The 13,037-nt window shown below is 62.1% G+C and carries 15 protein-coding genes and 1 tRNA gene; 5 read left to right on the top strand and 11 right to left on the bottom strand.

The window, feature by feature from the left end; translation table 11 throughout:
- Position 1 precedes the first annotated feature (1 nt).
- Genes RBB32_RS12710 through RBB32_RS12695 form a run of 4 tightly spaced genes read right to left on the bottom strand, consistent with a single transcriptional unit; the run spans position 2 to position 1,958 of the window.
- Positions 2–496: a periplasmic heavy metal sensor gene (locus RBB32_RS12710; protein WP_306153086.1), complete on the bottom strand. Its 495-nt coding sequence runs from the start codon at positions 494–496 to the stop codon at positions 2–4.
- A complete protein-coding gene (locus tag RBB32_RS12705; protein WP_306153085.1) occupies positions 496–879 on the bottom strand; it encodes a hypothetical protein in 384 nt (127 codons plus the stop codon). The genes RBB32_RS12710 and RBB32_RS12705 overlap by 1 nt, the downstream gene beginning before the upstream one ends.
- A complete protein-coding gene (locus RBB32_RS12700) occupies positions 869–1,438 on the bottom strand; it encodes an RNA polymerase sigma factor (protein ID WP_306153108.1) in 570 nt (189 codons plus the stop codon). The genes RBB32_RS12705 and RBB32_RS12700 overlap by 11 nt, the downstream gene beginning before the upstream one ends.
- A 37-nt stretch (positions 1,439–1,475) precedes the next feature.
- The gene (locus RBB32_RS12695; protein WP_306153084.1) at positions 1,476–1,958 is read right to left on the bottom strand and encodes an EF-hand domain-containing protein; all 483 of its coding nucleotides are present in this window, start codon (positions 1,956–1,958) and stop codon (positions 1,476–1,478) included.
- A gap of 258 nt (positions 1,959–2,216) precedes the next feature.
- Here RBB32_RS12695 and RBB32_RS12690 point away from each other — a divergent pair, with 258 nt between their 5' ends.
- Positions 2,217–2,606, top strand: coding sequence for a DUF983 domain-containing protein (locus RBB32_RS12690; protein WP_306153083.1), 390 nt, complete (start codon positions 2,217–2,219; stop codon positions 2,604–2,606).
- A 36-nt stretch (positions 2,607–2,642) separates the two neighbouring features.
- Positions 2,643–3,350, top strand: a complete 708-nt coding sequence (locus RBB32_RS12685; protein ID WP_306153082.1) for an NUDIX hydrolase — start codon at positions 2,643–2,645, stop codon at positions 3,348–3,350.
- Between the two features lie 273 nt (positions 3,351–3,623).
- Here RBB32_RS12685 and RBB32_RS12680 read toward each other — a convergent pair whose 3' ends face one another.
- Genes RBB32_RS12680 through RBB32_RS12670 form a run of 3 tightly spaced genes read right to left on the bottom strand, consistent with a single transcriptional unit; the run spans position 3,624 to position 5,652 of the window.
- The gene (locus tag RBB32_RS12680; RefSeq protein WP_306153081.1) at positions 3,624–4,523 is read right to left on the bottom strand and encodes a DMT family transporter; all 900 of its coding nucleotides are present in this window, start codon (positions 4,521–4,523) and stop codon (positions 3,624–3,626) included.
- Between the two features lie 21 nt (positions 4,524–4,544).
- The gene (locus RBB32_RS12675) at positions 4,545–5,453 is read right to left on the bottom strand and encodes a fatty acid desaturase (RefSeq protein WP_306153080.1); all 909 of its coding nucleotides are present in this window, start codon (positions 5,451–5,453) and stop codon (positions 4,545–4,547) included.
- Positions 5,446–5,652: a DUF2061 domain-containing protein gene (locus RBB32_RS12670; RefSeq protein ID WP_306153079.1), complete on the bottom strand. Its 207-nt coding sequence runs from the start codon at positions 5,650–5,652 to the stop codon at positions 5,446–5,448. Before RBB32_RS12670 ends, RBB32_RS12675 begins: the two co-directional genes overlap by 8 nt.
- Positions 5,653–5,759: 107 nt before the next feature.
- On the opposite strand from RBB32_RS12670, the gene RBB32_RS12665 reads away from it, so the two are divergent.
- Positions 5,760–6,617, top strand: a complete 858-nt coding sequence (locus tag RBB32_RS12665; RefSeq protein ID WP_306153078.1) for a helix-turn-helix domain-containing protein — start codon at positions 5,760–5,762, stop codon at positions 6,615–6,617.
- Between the two features lie 142 nt (positions 6,618–6,759).
- On the opposite strand, the gene RBB32_RS12660 is transcribed toward RBB32_RS12665, so the two are convergent.
- Positions 6,760–7,803: an aldo/keto reductase gene (locus RBB32_RS12660; protein WP_306153077.1), complete on the bottom strand. Its 1,044-nt coding sequence runs from the start codon at positions 7,801–7,803 to the stop codon at positions 6,760–6,762.
- A 317-nt stretch (positions 7,804–8,120) separates the two neighbouring features.
- On the opposite strand from RBB32_RS12660, the gene RBB32_RS12655 reads away from it, so the two are divergent.
- Positions 8,121–8,678, top strand: coding sequence for a YceI family protein (locus RBB32_RS12655; protein ID WP_306153076.1), 558 nt, complete (start codon positions 8,121–8,123; stop codon positions 8,676–8,678).
- Between the two features lie 166 nt (positions 8,679–8,844).
- Here RBB32_RS12655 and RBB32_RS12650 read toward each other — a convergent pair whose 3' ends face one another.
- The gene (locus RBB32_RS12650; RefSeq protein WP_306153075.1) at positions 8,845–10,110 is read right to left on the bottom strand and encodes an MFS transporter; all 1,266 of its coding nucleotides are present in this window, start codon (positions 10,108–10,110) and stop codon (positions 8,845–8,847) included.
- A 182-nt stretch (positions 10,111–10,292) separates the two neighbouring features.
- On the opposite strand from RBB32_RS12650, the gene metG reads away from it, so the two are divergent.
- On the top strand, positions 10,293–12,011 hold the full coding sequence (gene metG, locus RBB32_RS12645) for a methionine--tRNA ligase (protein WP_306153074.1): 1,719 nt from the start codon (positions 10,293–10,295) through the stop codon (positions 12,009–12,011).
- A 304-nt stretch (positions 12,012–12,315) separates the two neighbouring features.
- On the opposite strand, the gene RBB32_RS12640 is transcribed toward metG, so the two are convergent.
- Positions 12,316–12,401: transfer RNA gene (locus RBB32_RS12640), tRNA-Leu, on the bottom strand.
- Between the two features lie 101 nt (positions 12,402–12,502).
- The gene (locus tag RBB32_RS12635) at positions 12,503–12,979 is read right to left on the bottom strand and encodes an Lrp/AsnC family transcriptional regulator (protein ID WP_306153073.1); all 477 of its coding nucleotides are present in this window, start codon (positions 12,977–12,979) and stop codon (positions 12,503–12,505) included.
- Positions 12,980–13,037: the final 58 nt, after the last annotated feature.

The following is a 13,037-nucleotide window of genomic DNA, read 5'->3' as shown; positions in this document are numbered from 1 at the left end:
CCTACTTGCGGGATTTGTAACGCCGCGCCAAGGCCTCTTCCAGACGGGCGGCAAAGGCCTGCCGCGCCTCCGGCTCCATCTCGGTCAAATACTCCAACAGCACCGTTTGACCAACATCCATGCGCTGGCCGATCATACCGCGCATGGCTTCCATGCGCGCCGCCACGGGGGCCGGATCGAAAGGCTGCGCGCGCAACTCCACCAGCAACCCCTGCATGGTCTCGCGATAGGAGGCGCGCCCGGCGTGCCCCGCCTCGCGAAAGGCGCGGCGCATCTCGCGCGCCACAGCGCGCCTTTCATCCTTTGTCAGCGCCCGGGTCAACGGCCCGCCGGCCATATCGCCCCGGGACATGTGATGGCGCCCTTCAAACCCGCCATGGCGCAACACGGCACCGCCGATCGCCCCCAGAACCAGAAGGTTCAATGCCAAGGACAGGCCGAAGACCACCTTGAGCCAACCGCGCATGCCCGCCTTCTTTTCGCCGGTGTCACCCATCACAGCGCCCCTTCTTCCCAAGCCAGGCCCAGTTCGGCCCCGGGCATCACATCCACCGCATACCCCAAGGTATCGCCCGTCCCCAGGTAATTGACCAAGGCATCCGAAACGCCGACAACCGGGCTGATGCCAAGCCAAACCCCGGCGACCCCCGCAGCGGCAAGGCCCGTCATCGCCGGCCAGCCGCCCATGGCATCCAGGAACTGCCGCAAATACCCACGCTTGGGCCGTGATCTCTCGGGCGGGCGGGCCAGGCCGGCCTGAACATCCTCGGCCTCGGCCAGCACCCGCGCCATCAACTCTGCCGAAGGCTCGGGCTGTTGCGCCCGTGCCGCGGCAAACGCAGCGTCCAGCGTGCTGTCATGTTTCGCTTTATCGGTCATCGGCATATCCCAACTCCTCGCGCCGCCCTTCAAGAACCGCGCTCAATGCCCGTTTTCCCCGTGCGGTCAGGCTCTCCACCGCGTCCACGCTGATTTCCATCACGTCGGCGATCTCGGGGTTGGACAACCCTTCGATATGGCGCAGGACAACCGCCTGACGCTGCCGCTCGGGCAGGATGTTCAACCCATCTTGCAAGGCATCAAGCCGCGCGGCCTCTTGCATGCGCTCATGCGGTCCGCGCGCGTCGTCCTCGGGTTCCGGCACGGCCTCCAAGGCCACGCCCCGGCCCGACCGGCGCAACCGGTCGGTGCACAGGTTGGCCACCACCCGGTAAAGCCAGGTGGTCACCTTGGCCTCGCCCTGCCGCCACTCGGGCGCCACGCGCCACAGCCGCAACATGGCTTCTTGTGCCACATCCTCGGCCTCGGCGCGATTGCCCAAAAGGCGCATCGCATGGCCAAAGGCCCGTGGCGTCAACCGCAGGGTCAGGGCCCGCGCCGCCGCAGGATCACCGTTGGCAAACAACACCAACATGGCTTCGTCACTCACATCCTGCATATCGTCCAGCGGCACGGTCCCTGTCCCAAATCACGGGTTAGTCATCATCGCCCATGCGATGTTTACCTTTTCCGTGCTTGCCATGATGGCCCTTGCGATGCCCTTGGGCAAATTCTTCCTTGCTCAGGGCGCCGTCGCCGTCCTTGTCCATACGTTTGAACATCCTGCCCATATGCTTGTCGCGCATCTGCTGCATCTCGGCCTCGGTCACCATGCCATCGTCGTCGGCATCCAAACGGCTCATCATCCGGTCAACGCGCTTTTCCACGCGCGCCATCGCCCGGGCAATCATTTCATCGCGGCTGATCGCGCCATCGCCATCACTGTCGGCGTCATTGAACCGCGCCGCGGCCCGGGCCTGCATCTCGTCACGGGAGACTTTGCCGTCGCCGTTGGCATCGACCTCTTCGAACGACGGGCGCTTGTGATCGCCGTGCTTGCCCTGAGCCATGGCACCGGCTCCGGCGGTCACCACCATCGCGGCACCAATCACACTCAAAATCATGGTCCTTGCTTGCATCTGCTCTCTCCATTTCTCCGGGGTGGCGCACGACGCGCCCCCTTCCATTCCGCCCCGCGCCAAGGCCCCGATGACCTTGCGCTGACCCTTCTTTCACGCGGTCAGGGCGCTATTCCGTCGCCCTTGGCACAAATTTCATTTCACGAAACCGTGAGGGCCGAATGAGTTTGCGACATGGCGCCGCAAGGGCACGGTGCCACCTTTTAATCCGTCCTCACTTCACTCAGATTGACGCGATAACGAGGCACGAGGTTGAACATGTCAGATACCATACATCACGGCGAAGAACGCGAACTATGGCCCGCCGTCTGGAAGGGCTTTCGCCGCAAATGCCCCAATTGCGGCAACGGTCCGTTGCTGAAAAGCTATCTCAAGCTGCGCGACACCTGCACCGTTTGCCGCGAAGACCTCAGCCATGCGCGCGCCGATGACGGGCCTGCCTACCTGACCATCCTGATCGTCGGGCACCTGATGGCCCCGCTCTTGCATATCGTATTCGTGGCATGGCGGCCCGAACCCTTGGTGCTGTTCACGATTTTCGCGGTTGGCTGCGTCACGCTCTCGCTATACCTTCTGCCCAGAATGAAGGGGATGATCGTGGGCTTCCAATGGGCACGCCTGATGCATGGCTTCGGCTCCGCCACCTGATCCTTCACCGCGCATGCGCGCGCAAAGGGGACGGATATGAGCAGCGAACAGACCATCGACAAAACAGCCATCCGCAACGCCGCCACGGTGATTGCCCTGCGCGACAGGCATAACGATCCGCATGTCCTGATGGGACAGCGCGGATCGAAAGCGGCCTTCATGCCGAACAAGTTCGTCTTTCCCGGCGGTGCGGTGGATGCGGGCGACGCCGAGATCCCGCTGGCCCGCCCATTGCCCGGCCTTTGCGCCAAACGCCTGGGCGAGGATTGCAAAACCGATCTGTCCCATGCCCTCGCCGCCGCCGCCATTCGTGAGCTTTGGGAAGAAACCGGCCTTCTGCTGGGCACTCCCGGCACCTGGCAAGGCGAGGTGCCGGAGGATTGGAAAACCTTTGCCGCGCGCGGCTACCTGCCCACGGCCCATGCCCTGCAGTTCGTCTTCCGCGCCATCACGCCGCCGGGCCGCCCCCGCCGCTTCGATGCGCGGTTCTTCCTTGTCGATGCCGATGAACTGGCCTCGGACCCCGATGATTTCTCCGCCGCCTGCGAAGAGCTTTCCCACCTGCAATGGATCCCGCTGGCCAAGGCGCGCGAGTTTGACCTGCCCTTCATCACCGAGGTCGTGCTGGCCGAAATCACCGCCCGCGCGGCGGAAACAGGCCCGCCAACATCGGTGCCTTTCTTCCGCAACGACGAAGAAGAAAGCCTCTTCCTGCGCCTCGCCGGGCAAAGCCCGCTAAGCTAAAGCGTTTCGCGAAAAACCTGAATTACAGATTTTCGCGAAACGCAGTGCTCCGCTCAATCGTTGCACGCGTTCCGCCTTTCGCCGATGTCTCGGGTTAAAGGCGGAACGCTTTAGAGCGTCTCCAGTTTACCTTGAACCAAATTGTATCACCAATGTCCCGAGAAGGCCGCAGGCCTGGCAGGGTATTGGTGATGCAAGAATAACGGGAAACGCTTTAGACGCCGATTTCTTCAAAAGAAATCGGACCGAAGTCTTTTCAAGACTTCGTCGCCCTCAAATCAAGACCAGCACCAGGATACTGACCGTCAGCAATCCCATGCCCCAGACCTCGCGGGTCGTGATCCGCTCACGGAACACCAAGACCGAGGCGAGCACCGAGAAGATCACCTCGACCTGCCCCACGGCAAAGACCAAGGCCGCCGATTGCAGGGTGAAGGCGGTGAACCAGCACAGGCTGCCGCCCATGCTCGTGAGACCCATCCAGATCGCCACGCGCCGCGCCTGCCACACCGCGCGCAACTGTCCCGCCTCGCGCCACGCCAGCCAAAGGCCAAGGCCCAGCGCCTGCACCGTGCTGACCACTGCCAAGGCCACCCCGGCCCGCAACAGCGGGTCGCCGCTGTCAATCTCCAAGGTCGCCCCGCGATAGCCCACTGCCGAGACGGCAAAGAACGCCCCTGACAACAGGCCAAGCCCCGCGCCCTTGTTGGCCACCCGCCGCAGGCTCAGCCCCGGCAGCCCCGCGTTGTCCGACAGGATCAAAACGCCGGCCAGGCCCAGAACGATCGCCGCCATGGCAGGCGCGCTCACCCGGTCGCCCAACACAATGAACCCGACCAGCGCGGTCTGGATCACCTCGGTTTTCTTGAAGGTAATGCCCACCGCGAAAGACCGCGCCGCGAACAAGGCCACGACACACCATGTCGCCAAAACCTGCGCCAGGGCCCCGCCCAAGGCATAGGCCCAGAAAAACCCGTTCAACCGGGGCAGGCCTTCGCCTTGACTCACCAGGTACCCGGCGGCCAACCCCACGACGAAAGGCGCCGAATAGGCAAAGCGCGCCAGAGTGGCCCCGCCCGCGCTCAGCGTGCCAAGGCTCAATTGTTTTTGCAGCATAAAGCGCAGCGTCTGAAACGCCGCCGCCGCAACCGAAAGGATGATCCAGGCCTCCATGAAGGCCCTCATGCACGGTTTTTACCGCTTGGGCCAGAGTGGATGCGGGACCGGGTCTTTCGACCGCAGGAAATGCCGCGCGAAAATCTCAGCGTAAGAGGCATAGCGATAGCCATCGTTGCGCTCAAGGTAATGCGCACGGCGCGCGCGGTAGAGCCCGGGCAACCTGTACCACGGCACCTTGGGGTGCATGTGATGCACCACGTGGAAATTGTTGTTCAGAAACAACAATGCCAACAGGCCCCGATCCTCGATGATCACGGTCCGCCCGCGCGCCTTTTCATGGGCGCGATGTTCAAGGAAGGTGCGGATCTTAAGGATCGAGATCGCGATATAGGCCGAAATCACGTAGGCCCAAACCGGCATCTCCGAAACGGCCACGATCCACCAAAGCACCAGCGCCACCGCCGGGATATGCCACAGCCATGCGCGCAAGACACCCCGCACCCCGGCCCGGATCAGCCGCCAATCGCCCTGCAGGAAGACCACCTGCGATACCACCGGCCCGATGACCATGCGCCCCGAAAGCGTGTTGTTCATCAACAGGATACGTCGCACCCACCCCGGAAGCCGTCGCCAAACCGTGGGGTCCATGTAATTGCTTTCCGGGTCATCGTAGGGGTCGGTCAGAAACTCGTCGCGGTGATGCGCAAGATGGGTGTCGCGGAACCGTTGGTAGGGAACGAAAAGGCTCAACGCGGGGAAAACCAGCGCTTCGTTGATCTTGTCATTGCCTGTCGGATGGCCGTGCAAAATCTCGTGGCTAAGCGAGGAATGCAGCGCCGCGAATACTCCCGCCGCGACAACGCCCAAGGGCAACCAAAGGGCCGCCAGCCACGTGGTGGCCACGGCCCAACCGCCATAGCAGACCACAAGCAATGCAATTGTCGGCCACTCCTCGCGCAGCCGTGCCATGAATGCCTTACCCATAGATGCGGCCCCAGTTGATCCGTGACCAAAAACGCTCGTAAAGGACATACATGGTCAGGCCGATACCCGTGTTGATCGCCGCCATCGCGCCGCCGACGGCGACGGACCCGGTCATGATCAGCCCTACAATCGCCATCGTCGCCAAGCCCATGACATTCCACAATACGGCCTTGACCAGCGTACGCCGACGCGTCTCCATGTCGTCCCTCCTTTGTCTGAGTGCAGGGACAGGGCTACGTGAAAATCGCGCCGCGTCGCAGTCCGAATGTAGTTAACATTTTTTCGCATTGGTGATATTTGTCATCAATGATGGAAAAAACCGACAAACGCCTACGCGCCGATCTCTTCCGTGCCCGGCTTTCACAGGCCATGACGGATCGCGGTACAAATCAAAGCGCCCTCGCCCGCGCCGTGGGCGTGGATCGCTCCACCATCTCGCAATTGCTCAAGGGCACCGGCGCGCGCCTGCCCAACGCGCAGGTGGTTGGCGAATGCGCCCGCACGCTCGGGGTTTCGGCCGATTGGCTTCTGGGCCTGACCGACCGGCCCGAAACCGCCGCGGATCTGCTGGCCAATACGCTTTCGCTGACTGAAGCCCCCCGCGCCCTTGTGGACGAACAAATCTTCCGCTGGCACCAAGAGGCCGCGGGTTTCAAAATCCGCCACGTTCCCGCGGGCCTGTCGGATATGCTCAAAACGCACGAGATGCTAGAATGGGAATACACCCCGCATCTTGGCCGCAGCACGCAACAGGCCATCGGCGCCTCCCAAGACCGGCTGGATTGGATGCGCAGCACGCAATCCGACTATGAAATCGCCATGCCGCTCTACGAGGTTTTCTCGATGATACGCGGCGAAGGTTACTACGCCGACCTGCCGCAAAATATCCGCACAGCCCAAGCGCAGCGACTGATCGAGGTTAGCCAAGACCTCTACCCGCGCCTGCGCCTCTACCTCTTCGATGCGCGCCGCCTCTACTCGGCACCGATCACCATCTTCGGGCCGAAAATGGCGGTGCTGTACATCGGGCAAACCTACATGGCCTTCCGCGATACCGAGAGGGTGCAGGCCCTGACCCAGCACTTCGACCACCTGGTGCGCGAGGCGCAGGTGACGGCACGCCAGTTCCCCGATCACCTGCGCGCGCTGATGGCCGATATGTAGCGGGCGCCGATTTCTTCAAAAGAAATCGGACCGAAATCTTTTCAAGATTTCGGCACCACTCATACTGACGCGATACCGACAAAATTCCAACGTTTTACCGACGGCGATTTTCCCGGTTTTTCAGGGCTTTAACAGCCTATCCTCAGAACGGCATCGGATGTGCCCTGTGCGCCGCGTCAATCTCCTGCAACACCTCATTCGAAAGCGTCACATCCGCAGCATCCAGCGCCATGTCCAGTTGCGCAACCGAGGTCGCACCGAAAATCACCGAGCCCATGAAGGGCCGCGTCATGCACCACGCCAGCGCCATTTGCGCCGGGTCCAACCCGTGCTTTGCGGCAATACCCAAATAGGCCTCGACCGCCTCAAAGGCGCGCTCGGTCTTGCGCCCGCCAAGGCTCTCGTTCAGCGTCATGCGCGATCCGTCCGGCATCGCGCCGCCCTGGTACTTGCCCGTCAAAAGCCCCGCCGCCAGCGGTGTGAAAGCCAGCAATCCGACGTCTTCATTCACGCTCAGCTCGGCCAGATCGGTGTCGTAAAGCCGGCACAGCAGGGAATATTCGTTCTGGATGCTCGCCACCCGCGGCAGGCCCTTCTCTTCAGACAGACGCAACCACTGCGCCGTGCCCCATGCGCTTTCATTCGACAGGCCAAAGGCGCGGATATTGCCCTTGTCCACCTGTTTTTGCAGGGCCTCAAGCGCGTCTTCCATATGCGCCAGGGTCTCGGCCTTGTCCTGCCCCGACGGATCGTAGGTCCAGTTTTTACGGAACATGTAGCTGCCCCGGTTGGGCCAATGGAACTGATAAAGGTCGATATAATCGGTTTTCAGCCGCCGCAGCGACCCTTCCACCGCCTCGGGAATCGTCTTGGAACTGATCGGCGCGCCATCGCGCGCATGGGCCATCCCCTCGCCCGAGTGTTTCGAGGCCAGAACCACCGCATCGCGCCGCCCGCTCTTGGCAAACCAATCGCCGATCACCTCCTCGGTGCGGCCGATGGTTTCCTTGGCCACCGGGTTCACCGGGTACATCTCGGCGGTGTCGATGAAGTTGATGCCGCGTTCCAAGGCACGGTCGATCTGTGCATGGCCTTCGTCGGTGGTATTCTGGCTGCCCCATGTCATCGACCCAAGGCACAATGCGCTTACGTCGATTCCGGTGCGGCCCAATTGGTTTTTCTTCATCTTTGTCGGTGTCCCTTGTCCCTCGTGTTCGGCGCTGAACCTAGCGGTTTTCCCGCCCGCGTCACCCCGGTTTTTCGAAAGGGCTTTCGGACTTCAGGATTGAGAACACTTGATGAACATCATATCTTGTCCGCATGATCGCCCCACGACTGTCTCGCAAAACCCACGATGCCTGCCCGGCGCTTGCGGTGCTGGCTGGCACGGCCCCGACCACAGGTGCGCCTCCCGCCATCTTGGTGCCCACCGGGCGACCGGGCCACTGGCATGTGACGCAAAGGTGAATGGTCAGCCCGCCGGATTGCCCCTATCTTCACCCAATGCGCAACCTGCTTGCCCTTGCCCTTATCCTTACTGCCACGCTCAGCATGGCCGCGCCACAGGCCTATCGCCTTGATACGGCGCGCTCCACCGTCGGCTTTTCCTACGACATCGACGGCGCAGCGGCCCAAGGCACCATGCCCGTCAAATCCGCCGAGATCACGCTTGACCTCGACAACCTGCCCAACAGCCGCGTGCATGTCACGCTTGACGCCACCGGCGCGCGCGCCGGCTTCATCATCGCCACGCAAGCGATGAAAGACCCCAAGGTCTTGAACACAAAGGCCTTCCCCGAGATCATCTTTCGCTCAACCGCAGTAACGGGCGACCTTTCAGGCGCCAAGGTTCAAGGCGATCTGACCCTGCGCGGCGTCACCCGCCCGGTCATGCTCGACGCCCGGCTCTACCGGCCACGCGGCACCGCCCCGAACGACCGTCGCAACCTCGCGGTGCTGCTGACAGGCCGGATCAGCCGCGCGGCCTTCGGCGCTTCGGGATACTCGGGCATGGTGGGCGATACCATCGGGCTGCGCATCATCGCACGGATCAGCCGCTAGACTTAAGGCCGAAACAACACCCAAGCGGTTTCGAAACAGCTTGAACAAGGATTTTCGAAAATCCTTGCCCCCTTGGGGCCAAAGCGTTTCGCGAAATGCGGCCCAAGCCCCAATCTCGGCACGCGTTCCGCCTTTCGATGACGGCTCGGGCCAAGGGCGGAACGCTTTAGGCCTCGCCCTCTTCCTCGGCCGCCTCTTCGGCCTGCTCCACGTACCATTCCTGTGCCGCTTCCACCGCCACGGCCGTGGAGGTGGGCAACACCCCAAGGTAGCTGCCCGTTTCATCCACCGGCACGCCGGGCCGCCGTGTCATCCGCCAACCCGCGTAAAGGGTGATCGCGGTGAAAACCACGACCAGAAACAACCAGAACCCCTTGGGGCCGGTCAATTCCATCACTTGCCCCGTCGCCATCGGCCCCACGACCGCACCGACACCATAGGCAAAGACCAATCCGCCCGAAGCGGCGGCCATGTCATCCACTTCCAGGTAATCGTTCGTGTACGCGATGAAAAGCGCATAAAGCGGGTTCGCGACCCCGCCCACGACGAAGGCCAGCACAAGAAGGGTTTCATACTGCGCGCCCACCACGAACCCCACCGCCGTGGCGCCCGTACCGATCGCGGCCAGCGCAAGGATCAAAAGCCGCCGGTCCATCCGGTCCGACAGCCACCCAACCGGGATCTGGCACACCAGGGACCCGGTGAAAATTGCCGCGACAAAGCCGGTGATCTGCGCCACGCTCAACCCCGCAGCCGCCCCGTAAACCGAGGCCATGCCGAACTGCGCCGCAAAGGCCCCGCCCAACAACAGGGTGCCGACACTGGCCAGCGGGGATTTATGGTAAAGCTGGATCAGGCTCATCGGCTTGGTGGTATCCGAGGCCGGTGTCGGCGTGATCGACAACAGGATCGGCGCAAAACTCAGCGATACAAGGATCGACGGGATCACGAACAGGAAAAAGCCGCTCGCCTCGCCAAGGTTCATCAAGCCCTGCGCAGCGATCAGGCCCATCATCTGCGCCACCATGTAGACCGAAAGAACCATCCCCCGCGTCTGGTTGGTGGCCGCATTGTTCAGCCAGCTTTCGGCGGTGACATACACCCCCGACAAACAGAACCCCAGGATCACCCGGATAAGCGTCCAACTGATCGGATCGGTCAGGATCGGAAAGGCGATCAACCCCGCCGAGATGAACGAGGCCAGCGCGGCAAAGACCCGCACATGCCCCACCCGGCGGATCAATTCCGGCGCGATGCGGCTGCCCACCAGGAAGCCAAGGAAATAGCCCGAGGTGATGATTGACAACTCCAGCGTGCCAAAGCCTTCCATGGCCCCGCGCACACCCATCAGGGTGGCCTGCATGCCATTGCCGATCATGATCAGGATCATCCCCAGAAGCAGGGCCCAAACGCTGGCAAGTACCTGGAACATGGCGTGGCCCCTCTGCCTTGGTGTCTTGCCTGCGCCTAGCAGCGCATCGCGCCCACCGTCAAACCGGAACGCGACAGGAATGTCGATTTTGTGCAATCCGCGCCGCGCCCTCTGGTCCTTCGCGCCCAAGGGCATTAAACCCCCTTCCAAGACAGCACGGCGCGAAAGGCGGAACACAGACCATGGCACGGCACCTGATCACCTCGGCAATCCCCTATATCAACGGGATCAAACACCTGGGCAATCTCGTGGGCAGCCAACTGCCCGCCGACTTGTTTGCACGCTTCCAACGGGCACGCGGGCACGAGGTTCTGTTTCTTTGCTCCACCGATGAACACGGCACGCCCGCGGAACTCGCCGCCGCCAAGACGGGCGAGCCCGTGGCCGACTATTGCGCCCGCATGCACAAGGTACAGGCCGACATCGCCCAAGGCTTCCGGCTCAGCTTCGATCACTTCGGGCGCTCGTCCAGCCCGCAAAACCAAAAGCTCACCCAACACCTCGCCGGCAAGCTTTACGAGGCCGGGTTGATCGAGGAAGTGACCGAGAAACAGGTCTATTCCAACGCCGACAAACGCTTCCTCCCCGACCGCTATATCGAAGGCACCTGCCCCAACTGCGGCTACGAAAAGGCGCGCGGCGACCAATGCGAAAACTGCACCAAGCAGCTTGACCCGACCGACCTTCTGGACCCGCGCAGCGCGATTTCCGGCTCAACGGACCTTGAAGTGCGCGAAACCAAGCACCTCTTCCTGCGCCAAAGCCAGATGCGCGATACCCTGAACAAATGGATCGACAGCAAAACCGACTGGCCGGTGCTGACCACCTCGATCGCCCGCAAATGGCTCAACGATGGCGACGGGTTGCAGGATCGCGGCATCACCCGCGATCTCGATTGGGGCATCCCCGTCAAACGCGGCGATGAGGACTGGCCCGGCATGGAAGGCAAGGTCTTCTACGTCTGGTTCGACGCCCCCATCGAATATATCGCCTGCGCCGCCGAATGGGCCGAGGCCAACGGTCTGGATCAATCCGCATGGGAACGCTGGTGGCGCACCGAGAAAGGCGCCGATGATGTCCGCTATACCCAGTTCATGGGCAAGGATAACGTCCCCTTTCACACGCTTTCCTTCCCCGCCACGCTTATGGGGTCGGGCGAGGATTGGAAACTGGTGGATTACATCAAATCCTTCAACTACCTCAACTACGACGGCGGCCAGTTCTCAACCTCGCAAGGGCGCGGCGTCTTCATGGATCAGGCACTTGATATCCTGCCCGCCGACTACTGGCGCTGGTGGCTGCTCAGCCACGCCCCCGAAAGCTCGGATGCCGAATTCACCTGGGAAAACTTCCAGTCCTCGGTCAATAAAGACCTCGCCGACGTGCTGGGCAATTTCGCCTCCCGCGTGACCAAGTTCTGCCGCTCCAAGTTCGGCGAGGTCGTCCCCGAGGGGGGCGAATTGGGCGAACGCGAAACCGCCCTCATCGACCGCCTCACCACCCGCGTCCGTGCCTACGAGGGACATATGGAGGCGATGGATGTCCGCAAATCGGCGCAGGAACTTCGCGCCATCTGGGTCGAAGGCAACGAATACCTGCAAGAGGCCGCGCCCTGGGCCACCTTCAAGGAAGCCCCCGAAACAGCGGCCATGCAAATCCGCCTCGCCCTGAACCTCATCCGCCTTTACGCGGTGCTCTCAAGCCCCTTCATCCCGGATGCGGCAAAAACCATGCAAGAGGCGATGCAAAGCAGCGACACCGGCTGGCCCGAGGATCTGCCAACCGCGCTGGCCACCCTCGCCCCCGGCCATGCTTTCACCGTGCCCGAGGTGCTGTTTGCCAAGATCACCGACGATCAACGCGAAGACTGGCAGGCGCGCTTTTCCGGCACCCGCGATTAAGCAGCGCGCGCCAAAGGCGCGCACAGGGTATCTCGCCAGTGCGCCTTTGGCGCCCGGCTCGCACCTGTGTCCAACCTGACGCATCAATTGCAGCCGCATGCAAAACCAATCGGTGTTCTCAGGGTATTTAAGCCAAGAAAAAACCACAGCGCGCCTCCCCTCTTCTTCTGGCCAAAAAATATCCTGGGGTGAGTTGAAAATCCCATTTTCAACGAGGGGCAAAGCCCCTTGCCTGTGCGCGCCCGCGCGCTCAAGCCAGCGTGGCGCAGCCACTCCTTTTGGCGGCGTTTTCGGGAAACACCGCTGGTACCCGCGGCCGGACTCGAACCGGCACGGCCTTTCGGCCTGGAGATTTTAAGTCTCCTGTGTCTACCATTCCACCACGCGGGCCAGCGGCGCGGACAATATCGGATGTTGGCAGGGTGTAAAGCCGCGAAAAGGGCTGCAAAGCCCGATAAGCGCCAAAGATCGTCTTTCCCCGGCGCCGCCGGTCAAATCACGTCCGAAAGCGCTTTTTCCTTCACCGCCTGCATCGCCACATAGGTCGAGGTGTTCGCGACATGCGGCAGGGTCGAGATGTAATCGGCCAGAACCCGTCGATAATCGCTCATGCTCTGGGTGCGCACCTTCATCAGGTAATCGAAATTCCCGGCGATCAGATGCACCTGTTCGATCTCGGCGATCCTGGCCACCGCCGCGTTGAACTCGGCCAAGGCGGCTTCGCGCGTATCGCTCAGCCGCACCTCGACAAAACTCACATGATCCATGCCAAGACGGATGGGATCGAACAACGCCCGGTACCCGGTGATGATCCCATCGCTTTCCAACCGCCGCAAACGCGCCTGCGTGGGCGACTTCGACAACCCGATCTGCCGCGCCAGTTCCGTGATCGAAATCCGGCCATCCGCCGCCAACGCCTTGAGAATCGCACGATCGAAACGGTCAAGCTCTATCTGGTCACTTTGCATTGTTTTGGGCCGCTTTTATGCTCACTTTCACCATGTATACCGCAAGATTGAGGAAAAA

Source organism: Roseovarius sp. MMSF_3281 (genome assembly GCF_030733685.1).
GTDB lineage: Bacteria > Pseudomonadota > Alphaproteobacteria > Rhodobacterales > Rhodobacteraceae > Roseovarius.
The sequence above is the reverse complement of the archived record's forward strand: the minus strand, read 5'-3'. Positions and strand labels throughout refer to the sequence as shown.